The organism is Actinomadura sp. NPDC048955 (genome assembly GCF_040649435.1).
Lineage (GTDB): Bacteria > Actinomycetota > Actinomycetes > Streptosporangiales > Streptosporangiaceae > Spirillospora > Spirillospora luteofluorescens.
In genome coordinates this window covers 22,416-43,234 of sequence record NZ_JBEZJI010000062.1, presented here as the reverse complement: position 1 = coordinate 43,234, position 20,819 = coordinate 22,416, and the positions used below count along the sequence as shown (strand labels likewise).

Here is a 20,819-nt window from a genome sequence, read left to right as displayed (position 1 = left end):
GCGCGATGCGCGGCGGGCCCTGGGGCGGATCCGGGGCGATCCGGCCCGCGGTCAGGCGTCGGCGGGCGAGACCGGCAGGTGCAGGCGGCCGCCGGCGGCCCTGAACTCCTCGGCCTTCTCCCGCATCCCGGCGGCGAGCCCCGCCTCGTCGTCGAGCCCGCGCTCGGCCGCGAACCGCCGCACGTCCCGCGTGATCTTCATGGAGCAGAAGTGCGGCCCGCACATCGAGCAGAAGTGCGCCGTCTTCGCCGGCGCCGCCGGGAGCGTCGCGTCATGGAAGGAGCGGGCCGTGCCGGGGTCGAGCGACAGGTTGAACTGGTCCTCCCAGCGGAAGTCGAACCGCGCCTCCGACAGCGCGTCGTCCCACGCCTGCGCGCCCGGATGGCCCTTGGCGAGGTCGGCGGCGTGCGCCGCGATCTTGTAGGCGATCACTCCGGCCTTGACGTCCTCGCGGTCCGGCAGCCCGAGATGCTCCTTCGGGGTGACGTAGCAGAGCATCGCGGTGCCGTGCCAGCCGATCATCGCGGCGCCGATCGCCGAGGTGATGTGGTCGTAGCCGGGCGCGATGTCGGTGGTCAGCGGCCCGAGCGTGTAGAACGGCGCCTCGTCGCACCACTCCTGCTGCAGATCGACGTTCTCCTTGATCTTGTGCATGGGGACGTGTCCGGGCCCCTCGTTCATCACCTGGTTGCCGAACCGCGCGGCGATCCGCGTCAGCTCGCCCTGGGTGCGCAGCTCGGCGAACTGGGCCTCGTCGTTGGCGTCCGCGATGGAGCCGGGACGCAGCCCGTCCCCGAGCGACCAGGTCACGTCGTAGGCGGCGAAGATCTCGCACAGCTCCTCGAAACGGGTGTAGAGGAAGTTCTCCTCGTGGTGCGCCAGGCACCACGCCGCCATGATCGATCCGCCCCGCGACACGATCCCGGTCTTGCGCCGCGCCGTCAGCGGCACGTAGGACAGCAGCACTCCGGCGTGGACGGTCATGTAGTCCACGCCCTGCTCCGCCTGCTCGATCACGGTGTCGCGGAAGACCTCGTAGGTGAGCTCCGCCGGGTCGCCGCCGACCTTCTCGACCGCCTGGTACAGCGGGACGGTCCCGACCGGCACGGGCGAGTTACGCAGGATCCACTCGCGCGTGGTGTGGATGTCGCGGCCCGTCGACAGGTCCATGATCGTGTCGGCGCCCCAGCGGGTCGCCCACGTCATCTTCTCGACCTCGTCCTCGATCGAGGACGCGACGGCCGAGTTGCCGATGTTGGCGTTGACCTTCACCAGGAAGTTGCGCCCGATCACCATCGGCTCGATCTCGGGATGGTTGACGTTGGCGGGCAGCACCGCGCGCCCGGCGGCCAGCTCGTCCCGGACGAACTCCGGGGACACGCCCTCGCGCAGCGCGGCGAACTCCATCTCCGGCGTGATCTCCCCGCGCCGCGCGTAGGCGCGCTGCGTGACCGCGCCGCCGGTGGCGCGCCGCGGCCGCCTCGGCAGGGCGTCCTCGCCGTCGGCCAGGGGGAGGCCGCCTGCGCCCGCGGGGGAGGCGGGGGGCGACGAGCGGCGCCCGTCGTCCTCGGGGCGCGCCGCCCGCCCCTCGTAGGGGGCGGTGTCGCCGCGCTCGGCGATCCAGGACTCCCGCAGCGGCGGCAGGCCCCTGCGTACGTCGGTCTCCTTCCCAGGATCGGTGTACGGCCCGGACGTGTCGTACAGGACGACGACGTCGCCGCTGGTCAGCGGCACCTCCCGCATCGGGACCCGGACATCCGGGCGCGAGCCCTGCAGGTAGGTCTTGCGGGCAGCTGGAACCACAGGTTCGGTCATGACGACTCGATCTCTCCCTACGCCGGCATTACCCGGTCAGGTTCATGCGGTCAGCGGCCGTCCCAGCCGCTATCTCAGCCCGGTTCGCCGGGCCCCCGCGATCTGTCGCCACGACGTTAACCCGGGCCGCCCCGGTTGCCGCAACCGCCGGCCATGGGCTAGAACGCGCCCGCGCGGAGCGCGGCGGGCAGGGCCAGGACCAGGGTGCGCAGGGGGTCCGGGGCGGACGGCGATCGCTCCAGCTCAACCCGGGCCTCGGCGTCGTCGCCGCCGATCCGCAGCGTGGCCGAGCGGCGGCCGTCGATGCCGGTGACGACGTGGCCGTCGCCGGTCGCGCGGGTGCTGCCGAGGAGCATCCCGCCGGCGGTGTGGAAGGACGGCTCGCGCGGGCCGCGCACGAACCCGAGGGGGCGGCCGGCCGCGTCGAGGACGCGCACGCGGTCGCGGCCCGGCAGCCGGGACGGGCCGCGGACCACCAGCAGCGCGGTGGCGTGGGGGTCGCGCAGCACGGTGGTCCGGCTGCCGCGCCGGCGGCAGGCCACCGCGAGGACCGTGCCGCCGCGCCGGTCGCGGTACCGGCCCCTGCCGTCCACGACGAGGTGGCGGGCCCGGGCCAGGACGCCCTCGGCGGGCGGCGGCACCTCCTCGCCCTCCTCGTCGACGACGCGCCAGGCCGCGCCGAGGGCGTCCGCGGCCGCGCTCCGGGCGGCCGGAAGCCACCCGGACGGGAGCGACCCGCTGTTCAGCAGGGTCACCGCCCTTCCGTCGACCTCGGCGACGGTCTCGACGCCCGGCGCCTGCTCCGGGTCGAGCCAGAGCGTCCAGACGGGGTCGCCGACGGGCCACCTGATCCCCATCGCTTCCACGGCCGCGGCCGGGACGGCCGCCCTTCGCCTGCCGCGGCGCAGGGCCACCCCCTTCTCGCCGATGGTCACGATGAGGCGGGTCCGGTGGATCCGGGCCGCCCAGAGGACGGCGGCCAGGCCGGCGAGCAGGCAGCCGCCGCCGTAGAGCGGCAGGACCTGGCGGGCCTCGTCCGGCTCGAACAGTCCGCTGCCGGGACGGGTCGCAAGTACGAGGGCCGCGCCGGCCGCCAGCGCTGCGAGCATGACGCGGAAAGGCCATCGGTACGCGTGCGCGCCGAGCGTCATGCGGAGTCCGGGTGGGGGGACGGCAGGCGGGGGGACGGACAAGTGTCAGCCCTTCCTGACGGGGTTTGCAGAACTATAGGGCGGTCCTCCGGCTCCGCAGGGGCGGCCGGGGAAAGATCATCCGTGCCGGGCGCGGGCCGCCGCGCGAAGATCGCCTGAGTGGGGGAGAATGGGCGCGTGCTGAGGGTGCCCCGGGTCGATGTGACGGTGAAGGACGCCCTCGCGGCGTCGGCGCTGGCGGGGGCCGCGGCCGCGGCCGCGGTGCTGTGGCCGGGCGTCCGGGAACTGGACGCCCCGGGCGCGCTGCTGCTGGTGGCGGCGCACGTCCCGCTCGCGCTGATCCGGCGGTGGCCGGCCACGGGCCTGCTGGCGCTGGTGGCCGTGGTGCTGCCCTACCACCTGGCGCAGTACCAGCACCACGCCCTGGTGCCCGCCGAGGTGATCGCGCTGTTCGCCTACGCGGTGCTCGGGCGCCGGGTGCGGATCGTCCTCGGCGTCGCCGCGTCCCTGCTCGCCGTCTGCGTGATCGGCATGGCGATGCGGGCGGGCGGCGGCTCCCTGCGGGAGCAGATCGCGGTCATCGAGGCCGTGGTGTCGGTGGTCATCGCCGTCCAGGTGTGGCGGGTGCACCGGGCCCGGCTCGCGACGATCACCGAGCGGGCCGAGCGGGCCGAGCGCACGCGGGAGGAGGAGGCCCGGCGGCGGGTCGCCGAGGAGCGCCTGCGGATCGCCCGCGACCTGCACGACCTCCTCGCGCACAGCATCACCCTGATCGGCGTGCGGGCCGGCGCCGCGGCCCACCTCGTGCGCGGGGACCGGCCCCTCGACCGGGAGGAGCTGGCCGACGCGTTCGCCTCCATCGCCTCGACGTGCCGGGACGCGCGGACCGAGTTGCGCGGCACCCTCCAGGTCCTGCGCGGCACCGACGTCGGCGCCCCCGGGACGCTGCCGGGCGCCCGCGCCGTCGCCGGCCTCGTGCACGCCGCGCGCGGCAGCGGGATCGACGTCGACCTGCGGGACGGGGACGTCGGGACGCTGCCCCCGGAGACCGGGGTCGCGGCGTACCGGATCGTCCAGGAGGCCCTGACCAACGTTGTCAAGCACGCCGCCGCGAAGCGCGCGACGGTGAGCCTGGCCCGCGACGGCGGGGGGCTCGTGGTCCGGGTCGCCGACGACGGCCGGGGGCCGTCCGGCGGGCCGCCCGAGGGTTTCGGCATCCTGGGGATGATCGAGCGGGCGCGCAGCGTGGGCGGGACGCTGGACGCGGGCCCGGGCGAGTCCGGCGGGTTCGTCGTCACCGCCGTCCTTCCGCTCGCGGACGCCGCCGGGGGGCTTTCCAGCCCTTACGGATAGGGTCAGGATCAAGGGGACCAGGGGAGGCGACGCATCGGTGAGCACTTTGCAGGAGGCCCCGCAGGACCGGATCTTCACGGTGCCCAACATCCTGAGCCTCGCCCGGCTCCTGGGCGTCCCGCTGTTCCTGTGGCTCGTCCTGATCGAGGCCGACTGGTGGGCGCTCGGCCTGCTGGTGTTCGCGGGCCTGTCGGACTGGCTGGACGGGAAGCTGGCGCGGGCGTTCAACCAGACGAGCAAGCTCGGCATGGTCCTGGACCCGGCCGCCGACCGCCTCTACATCCTGGCGACGCTGGTCGGGCTCACCATCCGCGACATCATCCCGCTGTGGCTGGTGCTCGCGCTCGTCGCCCGCGAGGTGTCGATCCTGCCGATCGCGCCGATCGTGCGGCGGCTCGGCTACGGCGGCACGCTGCCGGTGCACTTCATCGGCAAGGCGGCGACGATGTGCCTGCTGTACTCCTTCCCGCTGCTGCTGCTCGGCGAGCACGGCGGCGGCGCGGGCACCGCGGCGCGGGTCGTCGGATGGGCCTTCGCCGGGTGGGGGACGGCCCTGTACTGGTGGGCGGCCATCCTCTACTGGGTCCAGACGCGGCAGCTGGTGCTGGCCGGCCGCGGCGCCCCGCCCCCGTCCCCCGGGCCGGACTCCGCGCCCGAGGCGGAGGATCCGGGGGACGTCGGCGGTCCGGGCGCGCAACCGCCGGCCGGCGGCCAGAAGGGAGCTGAGACCCCCCGATGAAGGCCGTCGTGATGGCGGGAGGCGAGGGGACGCGGCTGCGTCCGATGACCGCCAACCAGCCCAAACCCCTGCTGCCGCTCGTCAACCGGCCGATCATGGAGCACGTGCTGCGGCTGCTGAAGAAGCACGGGTTCGGCGAGACCGTCGTCACGGTGCAGTTCCTGGCCGCGCTGATCCGCAACTACTTCGGCGACGGCGAGGAGCTCGGCATGTCGCTGAGCTACGCGACCGAGGAGGTCCCGCTCGGCACCGCCGGCAGCGTCAAGAACGCCGAGGAGGCGCTGCGCGACGACCGCTTCCTGGTGATCTCGGGGGACGCGCTCACCGACATCGACCTGACCGACATGGTGCGGTTCCACGAGGAGAACGACGCCCTCGTCACCATCGGCCTCAAGCGCGTCCCGAACCCCCTGGAGTTCGGGATCATCATCGTGGACGACGCGGGACGCGTGCAGCGGTTCCTGGAGAAGCCCACCTGGGGCCAGGTGTTCTCCGACACGGTCAACACCGGCATCTACGTGATGGAGCCGGAGGTCCTGGAGCACGTCGCGGAGGGCGAGCCGGTCGACTGGTCCGGGGACGTCTTCCCGAAGCTGCTCGCCGAGGGCGCCCGCCTGTTCGGCTACGTGGCCGACTGCTACTGGGAGGACGTCGGCACCCACGAGAGCTACCTCAAGGCCCAGGCGGACATGCTGTCCGGGCAGGTCGGCATCGACCTGGACGGCTTCGAGATGTCGCCGGGCGTGTGGGTCGCCGAGGGCGCGGAGGTGGACGCCGAGGCCGTCCTCAAGGGGCCGCTCTACATCGGCGACTACGCGAAGGTCGAGGCGGGCGTCGAGCTGCGCGAGTTCACCGTGCTCGGCAGCAACGTCGTCGTCAAGGAGGGCGCGTTCCTGCACCGCGCCGTCGTCCACGACAACGTGTTCGTCGCGCCGTCCACGAACCTGCGGGGCTGCGTCGTCGGCAAGAACACCGACATCATGGCCGGCGCCCGCGTGGAGGAGGGCGCCGTCATCGGGGACGAGTGCGTCATCGAGGCCGAGGCGTACGTGTCCAGCGGCGTGAAGGTGTACCCGTTCAAGACCATCGAGGCCGGCGCCGTCGTCAACACCAGCGTGATCTGGGAGTCGCGGGGGCAGCGCAACCTGTTCGGGCCGCGGGGGGTGTCCGGGCTGGTCAACGTGGAGATCACCCCGGAGCTGGCGGTGCGGCTGGCCTCCGCCTACGCGACGACGCTGAAGAAGGGCACGACCGTCGTCACCGGGCGGGACGTCTCCCGCGCGGCGCGCACCCTGAAGCGCGCCGTGAACAGCGCTCTCACCGCCAGCGCCATCAACGTCCAGGACCTGGAGGCGACGCCGCTGACCGTCGCCCGGTTCGAGACCGGCCGCGAGGACAGCGTCGGCGGGATCTACATCCGCACCACGCTCGGCGACCCGCAGGGCGTCGACATCCTGTTCCTGGACGCCGACGGCGCCGACCTGTCCCTGGGCGCGCAGCGCAAGCTCGAGCGCGTCTTCGGCCGGCAGGAGTACCGCCGGGCGTTCCCCGGCGAGATCGCCGAGCTGACCTACCCGCCGCGCGTCGTGGAGACCTACACCCGCGACCTGCTGCGCCGCGTCGACATCCGCGGCGTCCGCGAGGCGGGGCTGAAGATCGTCCTGGACTGCGCCGGCGGGGTGGCCTCGCTGGTGCTGCCGAACCTGCTCGGCAAGGTCGGCGTGGAGGTCCTCACCCGCAACGCCGGCCTGGACGAGGCCAACCCCACCGAGACGCTCGCCGAGCGGATGCGCGACCTGGAGCGGCTCGGCGGGCTGGTGTCCTCGTCGCGGGCCGCGTTCGGCGTCCGGTTCGATCCGGTGGGGGAGCGGATCTCCCTGGTGGACGAGAACGGCGAGCTGGTCGGCGACGACCGGGCCCTGCTGGTGATGCTGGACCTCGTCGCGGCCGAGCGGCGCGGCGGCAAGGTGGCGCTGCCGGTGACGACGACGCGGGTCGCCGAGCAGGTGTGCCGGTTCCACGGCGTGCAGGTCGAGTGGACCTCCACGTCCCAGGACGTGCTGACCAAGGCGGCCGCGCAGCCGAGCGTGGTCTTCGCGGGAGACGGGCGCGGCGGGTTCCTGATGCCCGAGTTCAGCGGCACGGTGGACGGGATCGCGGCGTTCGTCCGGCTGGTCGGCCTGGTCGCGCGGACGCGGCTGACGCTGTCGCAGATCGACCGCCGCATCCCCGACGCGCACCTGCTGCGCCGCTCCGTCCCGACGCCGTGGGCGGCCAAGGGCAGCGTCATGCGCCATGTCGTGGAGGCGGCGGGGGGCCGGACGCTCGACACCACCGACGGGGTGCGCGTGGTCGAGGGCGATGGCCGCTGGGTCCTCGTGCTGCCCGACCCGGCGGAGGCGGTGACGCACCTGTGGGCCGAGGGGCCGGACGCCGACGCCGCGCAGGCGCTCCTGGCGGAGTGGGCCGCCGTCGTCGAGCGCGCGGGCTCCTGACCGGCCCTCAGCAGCGTTCGCGGGGCCTGAGGCCGGTCCGGTCGGGTTCCCGGTCGGCGTACCGGGCGCCGAGGAACGCGACGAGGTGCTCCACGTCGGCGATGTTCGAGACGAGGCCGAGGGACGCCCTGACCGCGCCGCCGCTCGGCAGCCCGAGGACGTCCAGGTAGTCGTCGAGCGTCCGCATCCGCTCGTTCGCGGTCCGGCGCAGCGCGGGCTCGGGGATCTCGAACGCGCCCTCGCCGGCGCCGGGGTTGCAGAAGCAGCCGGTCCGGATCGAGATGCCGGCGGCGGCGGTGTCGCGGGCCACGATCCGCTCGTCCACGACCGTGCCGCGGCGGTCGAGCACGTTGAACGCGACGGTGCCGCCGCGCCCGCCGGTCCCCTCCGGCCCGTACACGCGGACCAGGGGGGAGCCGTCGGCGTGGCGCAGTCCCGCGAGGCGGCGCAGGAGCAGCGAGGTCAGGCATCCGACGCGGCGGCGGACGAGGTCCATGCCGATGTCCTCGATCCAGTGGATGCCGAACTCCACGTCGGGGATGGACAGGAAGTTCAGGGTGCCGTCCTCGAACGCGGTCTCGTCGGGCGCGAGCACGTGCCAGCCGCCGAGCGCGCTGACGGCCTGGATGGTCCCGCCGGCGAACCAGGGGCGGCGCAGCCGGGCCAGCGCCTCCCGGCGAGCGATCAGGCTGCCCACGCCGGTCGGGTAGCCGAAGACCTTGTACCAGCTCACGGGGACGAAGTCGGGCCGGACCCGGCTCAGGTCGAGACGGCCGGCGGGCGCGAAGGCGGCCGCGTCCAGCAGCACGTCGAAGCCGTGCGCGTGGGCGAGGTCGACCCAGCTCAGCGGGTGCTGGACGCCGCTGAAGTTGCTCTGCGCGGGGAAGGCCAGCAGGCCGCCGCCACCGCCGCTGAGCGCCGCGATGAGCTCGGTCTCGCGGATCCGCAGGTCGGGCGCGCGGACGGGCACGTGGGCGACCTCGGCGCCGCGCGTCCTCGCGAACTCCCTGACGCCGTTCACCGAGTTGTGGTTGTCGCCGGTGAGGACCAGCCGGGTGCCCCGCCCGAACGGGTAGGCCTCCCCGACGAGGCGGCACGCGCCGGTGGCGTTCTGCGTGAACACCACCGCGTACTCCTCGGGGGAGGCGTTGAAGAACGCCAGGACGGCCCGCCGCGCCCGCTCGACGAGTGCCGTGGAGGCGCTGGAGGTCGGGTTCTCCGAGTGCGGGTTGCCGTAGCAGTGCCTGGTGAGGCGTTCGGCGTGCGCGCGGATCTGCGCGGCGGCGGCGACGCCCGAGCCCGTGTAGTCCAGGTACGTCTGCGCGTCCAGGTAGGCGTACTCGGCGGCCCGCAGCTCGTCGAGCCGCCGCGTCTCGGCGTAGCCGGGCATGAGGTCGATGTCAAAATCGGGCGAAACGCTCACTTTGCACCCCCGTGAGCAAAAGCCGCATCCTTCACTAAACGGTCCAAAATTGGCGGGGGTGATGCAAGAGCGCCGCAGTGGCCTTAAATGGCCTACGGGGACGTGGTTTTATGTCCTTCGAGTGAGGACCAGGCAGGCTCCCGCGAGGAACAGCGCCGTGAACCCGCCGAGCAGCGCCCAGTCCACGACCGGTGCCCGCGAGAACGTGTCACCGTAGGAGTCGAGCAGGGGCGGGCCCAGTGGCGAGCGCCCCGTCGCCCAGAGCCGCTCCACGCCGAGGCTGTGCCCGAGCCCCTCGAACGCCCACCGGTTGGACATGGCGCAGCTGAGCCACCGCCCGGGCGCCGCCATCACCGGGACGGGCAGGATCGCGCCCACGAACAGCACCTGCGGGAAACAGAGCATCGGCAGCGCCATCGTGGCCTGCGCCGGGTCGGTGACCGCCGCCGACACGAGAAGGCCCAGGGCCAGCGCCGCCAGCGAGCACAGCAGCAGCGTGACGAACAGCTCCCCGTACGTGCCCCACCCCATCGCGGGCAGCCGGTCCAGCGCCCGCAGGACGCCGAGCATCAGCGCGTCCACCACGGCCAGCAGCGGCAGCAGGACGGTCGCCTTCGCCAGCACGTACGGCGTGATCCGCAGCCCGGTGAGCCGCTCCCGCCGCAGCACGGGCAGCTCGTTGCAGATCTGCAGCAGCCCGTAGGTCAGGCCGAAGAAGAACCCGCCGAACGCGATCCAGAACAGGATCATCACCGTCGCGGCGGGGCTGGGGGACTCCGGCGAGAACGCCCCCGGCCGGAACAGGACCGCGAACATCGCCAGCACCATGAGCGGCGACCCGACCAGCACGGCGAGGGTGAGCCGGTTGCGGGTGAGCAGGTCCAGGCTGCGCCGGGTGAGCAGGGCCCACTGCCGGAACGCGCCGATCGCCGGGCCGGGCGCCGGCGCGGGGGCGGCGCCGAACCGGCCCGCCCACTCGTGCTCCTCCGCCTCGGCCAGCCTCAGGTAGATGTCCTCGATCCGGTCCGCCCGGAACCACTCGCGCGCCTCGTCCGGCTCGCCGTAGAAGGCCAGCCCCCCGTCCTGGGCGAGGACGGCCACCCGGTCGCACACCAGGACGTCCGGCGGATGGTGCGTGGTGAGCACCACCGTCGTCCCCGAGTCGGCGAGCCCGCGCAGCAGCCGCATCAGGTCGGCCGAGGTCGCCGGGTCGAGGCCGGACGTGGGCTCGTCCAGGAAGAACACGCGCGGCCGCGTCAGCAGCTCGACCGCGATGCTGGCCCGCTTGCGCTCACCGCCGCTCAGCGACCCGACGCGCTGCCCGGCCCGGGCCGTCAGCGCGAGCGCCTCCAGGACGCCGTCCACGGCGCGCTCGGCGCGCTCCGGAGGCGTCCCCGCGGGCAGCCTCAGCCCCGCCGCGTACCGCAGCGTGCGGCGCAGCGGCATCTCCAGATGCACGATGTCGTCCTGCGGCACGTAGCCCAGCGAGCCCGCGGCCGGGCCGCCCGCGCCGCCGTCGTACCTGACCTCACCCTCGACGGGGGGCCGCACGCCCGCGATGGCGTCCAGCAGGGTCGTCTTGCCCGCCCCGCTGCCGCCGATGATCGCCACCAGCTCCCCGGCGCCGATCGACAGCGACACCTCGCGCAGCGTCCGCCGTCCCCCGGCCGCTCGCTGCCCCACTTCGCGGACCTCGATCATCTGTCCTCCCGCCGGGCGACCCCACCCCGACGATGGACGATCTTCCGGTGCGCGTCCAGCCGCCGGATCCGGTCAGTCGGGGGCGTCGTCGTCGGGATCCCCGGCGGCGATCCCGGCGAGGGTCCGCAGGGCGCGCGCGAGGACGTCCGGCGGCGGGGAGGCCAGGCCGAAGCGGACGGCCCGCGGGGCGGCGGCGCCGCCCACGACGAAGGCGGCGGCCGGGGTGACGGCGATGCCGCGCCGGGCGGCCGCCGCCACGAACGTCTCCGCCCGCCACCGCTGGGGCAGCTCCCACCAGCAGAAGTACGAGCCGGGATCGGACCGTACGGCCGCGCCCCGCAGGCACCGCGCCGCGATCCGCTGGCGGGACGCGGCGTCGGCGCGCTTGGCGGCCACGACCTTCTCGACCGTCCCGCCGGTGATCCAGCCCGCCGCCGCCTCCAGCGCGAACCCCTGCGGGCCCCAGGCGCCGGAGCGCAGCGCGGCGGCGACGCGTCCGGCGAGGGCCGCGGGCGGCAGGACGAAGCCGAGGCTCAGGCCGGGCGCGAGGCGCTTGGAGAGGCTGTCGACCAGCACGGTGCGGTGCGGGGCGTGCGCCGCGAGCGGCTCCGGCCCGCCGCCCGGAAGGAACGCCCAGACCCGGTCCTCCACGGCGTGCAGGCCGAGGCGCTCCAGCGCGCCGGCCAGCTCGGCGCGGCGCTCCTGCGGCATCGTGGTCCCGCGCGGGTTGTGCAGCGTCGGCTGGACGTAGACGGCGCCGAGCGGGGCGGCGCGGTGGGCGTCGGCGAGCGCGTCCGGGCGCAGCCCGCGCTCGTCCATCGCGATCGGGACGGGCGTCACGCCGAGCCGGGCCGCGATCCCTTTGATCACCGGATAGGTGAGCGCCTCGACGCCGAGCCGGCCGCCCGCGGGCACGAGCGCCGCCACGGCGCCCGCGATGGCCTGCCGACCGTTCCCCGCGAACAGCACCTCGGAGGGGTCGGGCCGCAGGCCCGGCGAGGCGAGCAGGGCCGCCGCGGCCTCGCGGGCGGCGGCTGTCCCCGCGACCCCGGCGGGACCGAGCGCGGCGTCCAGGACGTCCGGGCGGCGCAGGCGCTCCAGCCCCTCGGCGAGCAGGGCGCTCTGCCCGGGGACCACGGGGTGGTTCAGCTCCAGGTCGACGCGTGCGGCGGCGGGCTCGGCGAGCGCGGGCCCCGGCTGGTGCTCGCCCGCGCGGACGAAGGTCCCGCGCCCGACCTCGCCCACCACCAGGCCGCGCCGCGCCAGCTCCCGGTACACGCGGTTCGCCGTCGAGCCCGCGATGCCGCGGCGCCGCGCGAACGCGCGCTGCGGCGGCAGCCGCTCGCCCGGGCGGAGCCGCCCCGCCGCGATGTCGGCGGCCAGCTCGTCCGCGACCCGCCGGAAGTCGTCCATGCGAACCTCCGCATTGCACCGAGAACAATGTTGTTATTGCACTGACAATAGCGCGACTTCTACTCTGGGAGAACTTCGAGTCGACTGGAGTGCAATGATCTCGTACGCGGCCGTCGCGGCCATCGCCCTGTTCGCCCTCGGCCTCGTCCTCACCCCGGGGCCCAACATGATCTACCTGGTGTCGCGGTCGGTGACGCAGGGCCGCCGCGCCGGGCTGATCTCGCTCTGCGGCGTCGCCGCGGGATTCCTCGTCTACGTCGCGGCCGCCACCGCGGGCCTCACCACGATCTTCACGCTCGTGCCGCCCCTCTACACGGCGATCAAGCTGGCCGGCGCCTGCTACCTGCTGTGGCTGGCGTGGCAGACGCTGCGGCCGGGCGGCACGACCGCCTTCGAGCCCCGGGACCTGCCCGCCGACCCGCCGCGCCGGCTGTTCGCCATGGGCCTGGTCACCAACCTGCTCAACCCAAAGATCGCCGTGCTGTACGTGTCGCTGCTGCCGCAGTTCGCCGACCCCGGGCGCGGCCACGTCGCCGTCCAGATCCTGCTGCTCGGCGCCGTCCAGGTCGTGATCGCCGTCACCGTCAACGCCCTCATCGTGCTCGGCGCCGGCTCCATCGCGGCCTTCCTCGGGCGCAGGCCCGGCTGGCGGCGCGCCCAGCGCTACCTGATGGGCTCGGTGCTGGCCGCCCTCGCCGTCCACATCGGCCTGCGGCCCGCGACCGCCTGACCCGGCGCGCCCGCCGGCGGGGGACGCGCCCCGCGCCGCCGCGCCGGACCTTGCCATGATGGGCCGGTGATCGCACGCCAGGACGAACCCGGCGGCCGGGAGCCGGACGGGCGCCCCGACGCCTCCATGTCGCTGCTCGCCGACCTCTTCGCCGGCAAGCACCTCGACCCGGGCTACGCCGCGGCCGCGGCGCGCCGGGCCGCCTCCGGCGGGACCGCGCCGCGGCCGCGGCGGCTGCGCGGCGCGGGCGTCCTGCTCGTCCTCGCCCTCGCCGGGGCGCTGGCCGCCGTCGCCGGCGTCGAGGTCCACCGCGGCGAGCCCGTGGCCGCCGAGCGGCGCTCCGAGCTCGTCGACCAGATCCACGCCCGCACCGCCGAGACCGACGCCCTCCAGCACCGGCTCGACCGGCTGCGGGCCGACACCGAGCGGCGCCGGGCCGCCGCGCTGGCCCGCAGCGCCGAGGGCCGCCGCGTCCGGCGGGCGGTGGCCGCGGCGGGCGCCGCGGCGGCCGCCACCCCCGCCGCCGGCGAGGGCCTCGTGGTCGCCCTGGACGACGCCCCGGCCGCGCCGGGCCGCGCCGCCGACGCCGGCCGGGTCTATGATCAGGACCTCCAGGTCCTGGTGAACGGGCTGTGGGCGGCGGGCGCGCGGGCCATCGGCGTCAACGGCCAGCGGCTCACCCCGACCACCGCGATCCGCGCCGCCGGCGAGGCGATCATGGTCGACTACCGGCCGCTCGACGGACCCTACGAGGTCACGGCGCTCGGCGACGCCGGGCGCCTGCGGGCCGCCTTCGCCGGCTCGCCCGCGGACCGGCGGCTCGCGGCGCTGCGCGACCGGTTCGGGATCAGGTACGGCACGCGCCGCTCGGGCGCGCTGCGGCTGCCCGCCGCGGGCGCGTTCCGGCCGCGGTACGCCGTCCCCCGCGACGGGGGCGGCCGGTGAGCGGGGGAGGGGGGCCGGGGAATGATCGCGCTGATCGGGCTCGTCGTCGGCGTCACGCTGGGCCTGCTGATCCAGCCGGACGTGCCGCTCTGGCTCCAGCCCTACCTGCCGATCGCGATCGTGGCGGCGCTCGACGCCATGTTCGGCGGCGTCCGGGCCAGGCTGGAGGGGATCTTCGACGAGAAGGTCTTCACGGTCTCCTTCGTCAGCAACACCGTCATCGCCGCGCTGATCGTCTTCCTCGGGGACAAGCTCGGCGTCGGCTCGCAGCTGTCCACCGGCGTCGTGGTCGTCCTCGGCATCCGGATCTTCTCCAACGCCGCGGCCATCCGGCGGAAGCTGTTCGGCGCGTGACCGGCGGCGAGGCCACACGGCGCGACGAGGCGCCGCCGGGCGGCGAGCAGGCACCGGAGGACGAGCAGGCGCGGGAAGAAGAGCAGGCCCAGGAGGAAGAGCAAGTCGGACCGGGGCCCGGAGGCCTGCGCGCCCTCGCCGATCTGCTGCGCCCGCGCGTCAGCCCGGGGCAGCTCGTCGGCGGGCTCCTGTGCCTGGTGCTGGGGTTCGCGGTCGCCGCCCAGGTGCGCTCGACCGAACGCGACACCACGTTCGCCACCGCGCGGCAGGACGAGCTCGTCGGCATCCTGGCGGACCTGGGCCAGCGCTCCGAGCGCCTGAGAGGCGACCTGCGCGACCTGGAGGAGACGAAGGCCCGGCTGGAGCGGGACGCCGAGGGCGGGACGGCCCTGGAGGAGGCGCGCGAGCGGGCGACCGCCTACGGCCTGCTCGCGGGCACGCTCCCGGCCGAGGGCCCCGGCATCGAGCTGCGCATCGACGACCCCGGCCGCGGGGTGAAGGCCCTCAACCTGCTGGACGCCCTGGAGGAGCTCCGCGACGCGGGCGCCGAGGTCATCCAGGTCGGCGACGTGCGCGTCGGCGTCGACACCCACTTCCTGGACGAACGCGACGGCATCCGCGCGGACGGCAGGCTCCTCACCGCCCCGTACCGGTTCCTGGCGATCGGCGACCCGCACACGATGACGACGGCGCTGGGCATCCCGGGCGGCCTCGTCCGCACGCTGGAGGGCGCCGGGGCCCACGTACTGATCACCCGGCGCGCGAAGGTGGCCGTCGGCGCGGTACGGTCTCCCTAGAGGGGACGGGGACGGTCGACCGACCGCCGGGACGGGACGTCGTGATCGCGGCGGTCCGCGCGGCGGCATGGACCTGCGATCATCGGCGAATGTAGTTTGGTGCAGCCGGTTCACCGTTCCAGTTGACCCCTCGGGCAATACCCGCGTAAGTTGCGGCGACCGTCGTGTGAGCGGGCGGTGAGTTGGACCGTGGCCGGGGGCGGGTCCCCGGCGTGGGTTGGGTGAAGGATGCGCGTGACGCAGGCGGTCCCCGCTACGGCGGGCGGTCCGCGGGCGGCACGCCGATGGTAGGAGGCCGAGCCGATCGATGCCGAGCGTCTACTGCACGCAGTGCGGTCACGCCAACCCGGATGATGCCCGCTTCTGCTCGAACTGCGGCACTCCGCTGAGGAGTTCGGCGCCGCCGCCTCCCCGGGAGTCGCCTGGCGAGTCCACGTCCACGATCTCCATCGGGGGGTTCGAGGCGCTGGACACCGACGCCGGCGCCGAGGAGCCGGTCGGGCCCGACCAGATGGCGATGGAGGCGCTCCCCCCGGGAACCGCGCTGCTCGTCGTCAAGCGCGGACCCAACGCCGGCAGCCGCTTCCTGCTCGACAAGGACCGCACGTCCGCCGGACGGCACCCCGAGAGCGACATCTTCCTGGACGACGTCACCGTCTCCCGCCGGCACGCCGAGTTCGCCCGGCAGGGCGGTGTGTTCTCCGTCCGCGACACCGGCAGCCTCAACGGCACCTACGTCAACCGGCAGCGGATCGACCAGGCCGGGCTTTCGGGCGGCGACGAGGTCCAGATCGGCAAGTTCCGGCTGGTGTTCCTCACCAATCCGGCCCACGGCTGACGGAACGCGGCGAGGTCGCGGCGAACGATGGGAGGGCCCTTGAGCGCGGAGCCGGCCCCGTCCCCGATGACCATCGGGGACGTCCTCGGGCTGCTCAGGCCCGAGTTCCCCGACATCACCATCTCCAAGATCCGCTTCCTGGAGTCCGAGGGGCTCGTCGAGCCCGAGCGCAGCCCGTCCGGCTACCGCAAGTTCGGCGAGGCCGACGTCGAGCGCCTGCGGTACGTCCTCACCGCGCAGCGCGACCACTACATGCCGCTGCGCGTCATCCGGCAGCACCTCGAGGCGCGCGACCGCGGCGAGAGCGTCCCGCCGCTCGGTGACCGCCGCCCCGGCCCCGCCGAGCCGGACCGGCGGCGCCCCCGCACGCTCGTGGCCGCCGACACCACCGCGCCGGACCCCGCCGTCCGGCTCACCCGCCGCCAGCTCCTGGACGGCGCCGGCATCGACGAGGCCCTCCTCGCGCGCCTGGAGGAGTACGGCCTCGTCCGCCGGACCGGCGCCCACTACGAGGGCGAGGCGCTGAACATCGCGCGCGTCGCGGCCGCGCTCGGCGAGTTCGGCTTCGAGGTCCGGCACCTGCGCGCCGTCAAGGCGGCCGCCGACCGGCAGGTCGGCCTGATCGAGCAGATGGTCGCGCCGCAGCTGCGCCGCCGCAGCCGCGGCGCGCACGAGCAGGCCGCCGAGACGGCGCGTGAGATCGCCGCGCTGTCGGTCCGGCTGCACGCCGCGCTGGTCGGCGCGGGCCTGCGCGAGAGCCTCGACCACTGATCGCGCGGCCGTGGAGGTTTTTGCCGCCCCCCGTGCGCCGCGAGCTGTCCGAGCCTGGGTGTACGTTGGCTACATGGTTCGGTCAGGAATCGATCCGCTGCACATGGTGATCGAGACAGCGAGAACCAGCAGGGAGCCGCAGTGAAGCAGATGGAGGTCGTCGGCGTCCGGGTCGAGATGCCCTCCAATCAGCCGATCGTCCTGTTGAAGGAGACGGAGGGCGATCGCTACCTGCCCATCTGGATCGGGGCGGTCGAAGCGACCGCGATCGCCTTCGCCCAGCAGGGGGTGCTGCCCGCCCGGCCCCTCACCCACGACCTGTTCCGCGACGTGCTGGACGCACTGAGCGTCCAGCTTCGCACCGTCAACATCACCGCGCTGCGCGAAGGGATCTTCTTCGCCGACCTCATCTTCTCCAACGGCGTCGAGGTGAGCGCCCGCCCGTCCGACTCCATCGCCCTCGCCCTGCGCACCGGCGCCACGATCTTCGCCAGCGAGGACGTCCTGGAGGAGGCCGGCGTGGCCATCCCCGACGAGCAGGAGGACGAGGTCGAGAAGTTCCGCGAGTTCCTCGACACGATCTCCCCGGAGGACTTCGGCCGCGCCGGATAGGCCGCCCCCGCGCCGGACAGGACGGTCCCGCGCCCACCCCGAGGTGGGCGATTCCCGTGGCGTATGTCACTCTGGAGTGCGAGTTCATGCCATGGGGCGAATGGTCGCCCATTGCGCCGGACCTGGCGGTTTTTGCGGGGGAACCATCGGGGTATGGACTGCGTGGGTGACGAAGGTGCGCAGTTTGCCCACGTGAAGCCGGTTCATCCGGGCATGCGACGCGCCGACGATGAACGTTGACCACACCCTGACCGGCACCTACCGTGCTGGTGGAACACCCGTGGTGTAATTCGTCAAACCCCCTTGACGAGCCGCCGCGGGATGATAGAAGCCGGAGGTCCGCGTGGCGGTGAGCAGCGGCGAGGGCAAGGCGACCCCCGACAGGCGCGTGGCGTCCCGCCGTGCCGGAGAGCAGGGTCTGCTCTTCGACACCCAGGTGTCGGTGCCGCCGGAGGATGTCGGCTACCGCGGCCCGACGGCGTGCGCCGCGGCGGGGATCACCTACCGGCAGCTCGACTACTGGGCCCGCACGAAGCTGGTCGAGCCCAGCGTGCGGTCGGCGCAGGGGTCCGGCAGCCAGCGGCTGTACAGCTTCCGCGACGTCCTGGTCCTGAAGGTCGTCAAGCGGCTCCTGGACACCGGCGTCTCGCTGCAGCAGATACGCACGGCCGTCTCCCACCTGCGCGACCGCGGCGTCCAGGACCTCGCCCAGATCACCCTGATGAGCGACGGCGTCAGCGTCTACGAGTGCACCTCGCCCGACGAGGTCGTCGACCTCCTCCAGGGCGGGCAGGGCGTGTTCGGCATCGCGCTCGGACGGGTGTGGCAGGAGGTGGAGGGCAGTCTGGCGGAGCTGCCCGCTGAACGCGCCTCCACCGGCGACGACGACCCCGCCGGACAGCACCACGACGAACTGGCCGACCGGCGGCGCGCCCGCCGCACCGGCTGAGGCCAGGCCTCAGAGCGCCTCCTTGCGCTGCAGGAAGGCGAACGCCCCCCACCCCGGCAGGACCGGCAGCCACAGCGTCAGAAGCCGGTAGAGCAGCACCGCCGACGTGGCCGTCTCCGCCGTCAGCCCCGAGATCGTCAACGCCAGCGTGAGCGCGCCCTCGACGGCCCCGAGCCCGCCCGGCGTCGGCGCCGCCGACCCGACCGCGTTGGCGGTGAGGAACACCAGCACCACCGTCGTCCACGGCAGCGACCCGCCGAACGCCCGGACCGACGCGTCGAGGCACAGCGTGAACGCCAGCGTCAGCAGCAGGGTTCCGCCCATCCCGGTGGACAGCTTCTTTGGTGACTGCAGCACGTCCACCAGGCGCGGCACCACGCCGGAGAACATTGCCCTCAACCGGGAGGCGACCACGCGCCGCACCCGCGGCACCGTCAGCGCGAGCCCCGCGAGCAGCCCCAGCCCGAGCACCGCGAGGACGATCGTCCTGGACGGGGCCAGGTCCTGCGTCGCCTTCGCCGTCGAACCGGTCAGGAACCCGAAAAGCACCAGCAGCAGGATGTGGGTGACCATGCCCACGAGCTGGGACGCGCCCACGCTCGCGACGGCGAGGGCGGGCCGGACGCCCGAGCGCTGCAGGTAGCGCGTGTTGACGGCGACGCCGCCCACGGCCGCCGGCGCGACCAGCTTCACGAACGACGCCGCCAGCTGCACCAGGACCGTCCGCCCCAGCGGCAGCCGCTCGGGGACGAACCCCATCAGCATGAACGCGGCGGCGACATAGGTGAGTCCCGCCGCCCCGAGGGCCGCCGCCACCCAATGCCAGCTCGCCGTGGCCGCCAGACGGCCGATGTCCAGGCTCGTCACCTGCGGGATGACGATGTACGCCGCGACCGACAGCGCCACGATGCTGACGATGGTCCGGGGCCGGAACCGCTCCAGCTTGGCGGGGGGCGCCTCCGTCTCCGGCTTCAGCCGGACGATCTGCTCCCGGATGCGGGTCAGCAGGTCCTTGTGGCGCCGCAGCGCGGTGCGGGTCTCCCGCGACAGCGCCACCCGCTGGAGCAGCGGCACCGCCCCGCCGAGGGCCTCCTCGCCCAGCACCGGCGCCGCGGTCCGCACCGCCCGCTCCGGCCCCGTGCGCAGCGCCAGGGTCGTGAGCAGCTGCGCTAGGTCCAGGCGCAGCGCCAGGTCGCCGGCCGCGGTCTCCCCGGACCGCAGGTCGGTGAGGTAGGCGAGGCCGTCGTCGCCGACCAGGACCGCCTCGCCCTCCAGCCGCCGGTGCGCGAGACGCCCCGCCTGCAGGGACCGGAACTGCCGCCACACGTCCGCCAGCAGCTCGTCGGTGACCTCCCCGTCGGGGACGTCCCCGAGCCGCCGCCCAGGGACGTGCTCGTAGGCCAGCAGCGCCGCCTCGGTGCCGACCTCGCACGTGCCGACGAGCCGCGGCGTCCGGGCGCCCGCGGCGTCCACCGCGTACGCCATCAGCGACTCCAGCTCCAGGGACCGGCGCAGCGACCGCAGCGTCCGCCCCGTCGTGGCGCCGCGCAGCCGCAGCAGCCGCCAGACCCGGTACAGCAGCCCGGCGGTCTGCTGGTCGCGGTCCAGGACGCGGACCTCCACGTCCCAGTCGCCGTGCGCCCCCCGGCCCGCCGGGAGCCGGGCGCCGTACCCGTCCTGTGGGCAGGAGGCGAGGGCGACGCCGTAGCGGCGGGTCTCGTCGGCGTGCGCGTCGTCCAGGCGCGCCCCCCGCTGCGGGCGCAGGCCGAGCCGTTCGAGCGCGGCCACCACGGCCGCGCCGGACGGGCGCGGGTTCGGCGTCCCGACCGCGTAGAGGGTGCCGTGGCCGATGGCGCGGCCCAACAGGTAGGTGGCCGCCAGCGCGGCGACGGAGGCGTAGGACGCGGTCAGCCCCGTCAGCGCCGCCAGCCCGATCATGGTCCAGGTCGCGGCCTGCCAGCGGGCGCGGCCCGCCATCCCGACCGCGCTGACGAACGCGATCACCGGGGCGATGTCGGTGTGCACCGGCGCGGTCTCGGTGCCGCCCCAGATCAGCGAGTCGAGCACGCCGCCCGGCGCGGCCCGCACCACCAGGTCGTCCAGGCCCACCGTGACGCCGAAGGCGATCATCGCGGCCAGCAGGGCGATCGCGACGCGCATGCCGTCCTTGTGGAACAGCCGCTCGATCGCGAACGCGATCGGGACGGCCAGCACCCCGAAGCTGGACACCAGCGTCGCCAGCGTCAGCAGCGGCCGCGGCGCGTGCGCGGTGCCCTGCGCGATGTCGGTCTGCAGGCCGTGGGTCGTCTGCTGCGCGATCGACACCAGCAGCATCACCGCCGCCAGCCCCACCACGGACGCCGCGAACCGGATGGCGTCGGAGGGCCGACGGATCCGGTACGGCTGGGCGGGCTCGTCGACGGGCGCGGCCGCGGCGGCGCCCTGCGCCGGGCGCACCGCGCCGTCGTGGGTCTGTGTCACGCCGTACCGCCGCCCTGACCATCCGCCATCGTGATCAGCGTCCCAGACCCGGCGGCGCGCCGTCGAGTCGCGGGGCCGCCGCCGGGACGCGCGTCCATCCCGCAGCCTCATCTCCCCGCCCCCGTGCGGCCCGGAACCGTCGCGTCCCAGGTGAGTCAGCACATGGTACTCGCCGGTACGGCCCCGGCGCCCGGCGGCGCGGCCCCTTGCGGCGGGCCGGAACGACGTCGCGGACGCGCCTTTGGGTAGGGT

General features: G+C 74.5%; 17 protein-coding genes and 1 riboswitch. Of the genes, 11 read left to right on the top strand and 6 right to left on the bottom strand.

Annotation, left to right across the window (positions count from 1 at the left end; all coding sequences use genetic code 11):
* Positions 1 to 51: 51 nt before the first annotated feature.
* Both thiC and AB0C84_RS37650 read right to left on the bottom strand, forming a co-directional pair.
* Positions 52 to 1,815 carry a phosphomethylpyrimidine synthase ThiC gene (gene thiC / locus AB0C84_RS37655; RefSeq protein ID WP_361075501.1) on the bottom strand — a complete coding sequence of 588 codons (1,764 nt, stop codon included), beginning with the start codon at positions 1,813 to 1,815 and terminating at the stop codon, positions 52 to 54.
* A riboswitch (TPP riboswitch) is annotated at positions 1,811 to 1,924 on the bottom strand. (Overlaps the previous gene by 5 nt.)
* 49 nt (positions 1,925 to 1,973) lie before the next feature.
* Complete coding sequence (locus AB0C84_RS37650; RefSeq protein WP_361075499.1) at positions 1,974 to 2,966, bottom strand: hypothetical protein; 993 nt, start codon at positions 2,964 to 2,966, stop codon at positions 1,974 to 1,976.
* 177 nt (positions 2,967 to 3,143) lie between these two features.
* Here AB0C84_RS37650 and AB0C84_RS37645 point away from each other — a divergent pair, with 177 nt between their 5' ends.
* From AB0C84_RS37645 to AB0C84_RS37635, 3 genes are read left to right on the top strand one after another with little or no spacing between them, the layout of a single operon-like run.
* Positions 3,144 to 4,319, top strand: coding sequence for a sensor histidine kinase (locus AB0C84_RS37645; protein WP_361075497.1), 1,176 nt, complete (start codon positions 3,144 to 3,146; stop codon positions 4,317 to 4,319).
* A gap of 37 nt (positions 4,320 to 4,356) precedes the next feature.
* Positions 4,357 to 5,058, top strand: coding sequence for a CDP-alcohol phosphatidyltransferase family protein (locus AB0C84_RS37640; RefSeq protein WP_361075495.1), 702 nt, complete (start codon positions 4,357 to 4,359; stop codon positions 5,056 to 5,058).
* Positions 5,055 to 7,553 (top strand): mannose-1-phosphate guanyltransferase, encoded by a 2,499-nt coding sequence (locus AB0C84_RS37635; RefSeq protein ID WP_179848845.1) that lies wholly within the window; start codon positions 5,055 to 5,057, stop codon positions 7,551 to 7,553. The genes AB0C84_RS37640 and AB0C84_RS37635 overlap by 4 nt, the downstream gene beginning before the upstream one ends.
* 7 nt (positions 7,554 to 7,560) lie before the next feature.
* On the opposite strand, the gene AB0C84_RS37630 is transcribed toward AB0C84_RS37635, so the two are convergent.
* The 3 genes from AB0C84_RS37630 to AB0C84_RS37620 form a co-directional block, all read right to left on the bottom strand.
* Positions 7,561 to 8,976, bottom strand: a complete 1,416-nt coding sequence (locus AB0C84_RS37630) for an aminotransferase class V-fold PLP-dependent enzyme (protein WP_361075493.1) — start codon at positions 8,974 to 8,976, stop codon at positions 7,561 to 7,563.
* A gap of 108 nt (positions 8,977 to 9,084) precedes the next feature.
* Complete coding sequence (locus AB0C84_RS37625; RefSeq protein WP_361075491.1) at positions 9,085 to 10,677, bottom strand: ATP-binding cassette domain-containing protein; 1,593 nt, start codon at positions 10,675 to 10,677, stop codon at positions 9,085 to 9,087.
* Positions 10,678 to 10,749: 72 nt separating this feature from the next.
* Positions 10,750 to 12,090, bottom strand: coding sequence for a PLP-dependent aminotransferase family protein (locus AB0C84_RS37620; RefSeq protein WP_361075489.1), 1,341 nt, complete (start codon positions 12,088 to 12,090; stop codon positions 10,750 to 10,752).
* 94 nt (positions 12,091 to 12,184) lie between these two features.
* Here AB0C84_RS37620 and AB0C84_RS37615 point away from each other — a divergent pair, with 94 nt between their 5' ends.
* The 8 genes from AB0C84_RS37615 to AB0C84_RS37580 all read left to right on the top strand — a co-directional run bounded on the left by AB0C84_RS37615 (position 12,185) and on the right by AB0C84_RS37580 (position 18,086).
* Positions 12,185 to 12,820 carry a LysE family translocator gene (locus AB0C84_RS37615; protein WP_361075487.1) on the top strand — a complete coding sequence of 212 codons (636 nt, stop codon included), beginning with the start codon at positions 12,185 to 12,187 and terminating at the stop codon, positions 12,818 to 12,820.
* 66 nt (positions 12,821 to 12,886) lie between these two features.
* Entirely contained in the window at positions 12,887 to 13,765 is an 879-nt protein-coding gene (locus AB0C84_RS37610) for a DUF881 domain-containing protein (protein ID WP_361075485.1), read from the top strand.
* Positions 13,766 to 13,786: 21 nt separating this feature from the next.
* Positions 13,787 to 14,119 carry a small basic family protein gene (locus tag AB0C84_RS37605; protein WP_179848850.1) on the top strand — a complete coding sequence of 111 codons (333 nt, stop codon included), beginning with the start codon at positions 13,787 to 13,789 and terminating at the stop codon, positions 14,117 to 14,119.
* On the top strand, positions 14,116 to 14,916 hold the full coding sequence (locus AB0C84_RS37600; protein WP_361075483.1) for a DUF881 domain-containing protein: 801 nt from the start codon (positions 14,116 to 14,118) through the stop codon (positions 14,914 to 14,916). Before AB0C84_RS37605 ends, AB0C84_RS37600 begins: the two co-directional genes overlap by 4 nt.
* Positions 14,917 to 15,223: 307 nt before the next feature.
* The gene (locus tag AB0C84_RS37595) at positions 15,224 to 15,754 is read left to right on the top strand and encodes an FHA domain-containing protein (protein ID WP_179848852.1); all 531 of its coding nucleotides are present in this window, start codon (positions 15,224 to 15,226) and stop codon (positions 15,752 to 15,754) included.
* 39 nt (positions 15,755 to 15,793) lie between these two features.
* Positions 15,794 to 16,525 (top strand): MerR family transcriptional regulator, encoded by a 732-nt coding sequence (locus AB0C84_RS37590; protein WP_361075481.1) that lies wholly within the window; start codon positions 15,794 to 15,796, stop codon positions 16,523 to 16,525.
* Positions 16,526 to 16,666: 141 nt separating this feature from the next.
* On the top strand, positions 16,667 to 17,137 hold the full coding sequence (locus tag AB0C84_RS37585) for a bifunctional nuclease family protein (RefSeq protein WP_067468341.1): 471 nt from the start codon (positions 16,667 to 16,669) through the stop codon (positions 17,135 to 17,137).
* A 343-nt stretch (positions 17,138 to 17,480) separates the two neighbouring features.
* Positions 17,481 to 18,086 carry a MerR family transcriptional regulator gene (locus tag AB0C84_RS37580; protein ID WP_179848854.1) on the top strand — a complete coding sequence of 202 codons (606 nt, stop codon included), beginning with the start codon at positions 17,481 to 17,483 and terminating at the stop codon, positions 18,084 to 18,086.
* A gap of 9 nt (positions 18,087 to 18,095) precedes the next feature.
* On the opposite strand, the gene AB0C84_RS37575 is transcribed toward AB0C84_RS37580, so the two are convergent.
* On the bottom strand, positions 18,096 to 20,567 hold the full coding sequence (locus tag AB0C84_RS37575; RefSeq protein WP_361075478.1) for a lysylphosphatidylglycerol synthase transmembrane domain-containing protein: 2,472 nt from the start codon (positions 20,565 to 20,567) through the stop codon (positions 18,096 to 18,098).
* Positions 20,568 to 20,819: the final 252 nt, after the last annotated feature.

What these genes read in the sequence shown, in the direction of transcription:
- thiC (WP_361075501.1), bottom strand. Translation starts at nt 1,815, where the DNA reads ATGACCGAACCTGTGGTTCCAGCTGCCCGCAAGACCTACCTGCAGGGC.
- AB0C84_RS37650 (WP_361075499.1), bottom strand. Translation starts at nt 2,966, where the DNA reads ATGACGCTCGGCGCGCACGCGTACCGATGGCCTTTCCGCGTCATGCTC.
- AB0C84_RS37635 (WP_179848845.1), top strand. Translation starts at nt 5,055, where the DNA reads ATGAAGGCCGTCGTGATGGCGGGAGGCGAGGGGACGCGGCTGCGTCCG.
- AB0C84_RS37625 (WP_361075491.1), bottom strand. Translation starts at nt 10,677, where the DNA reads ATGATCGAGGTCCGCGAAGTGGGGCAGCGAGCGGCCGGGGGACGGCGG.
- AB0C84_RS37620 (WP_361075489.1), bottom strand. Translation starts at nt 12,090, where the DNA reads ATGGACGACTTCCGGCGGGTCGCGGACGAGCTGGCCGCCGACATCGCG.
- AB0C84_RS37615 (WP_361075487.1), top strand. Translation starts at nt 12,185, where the DNA reads ATGATCTCGTACGCGGCCGTCGCGGCCATCGCCCTGTTCGCCCTCGGC.
- AB0C84_RS37605 (WP_179848850.1), top strand. Translation starts at nt 13,787, where the DNA reads ATGATCGCGCTGATCGGGCTCGTCGTCGGCGTCACGCTGGGCCTGCTG.
- AB0C84_RS37595 (WP_179848852.1), top strand. Translation starts at nt 15,224, where the DNA reads ATGCCGAGCGTCTACTGCACGCAGTGCGGTCACGCCAACCCGGATGAT.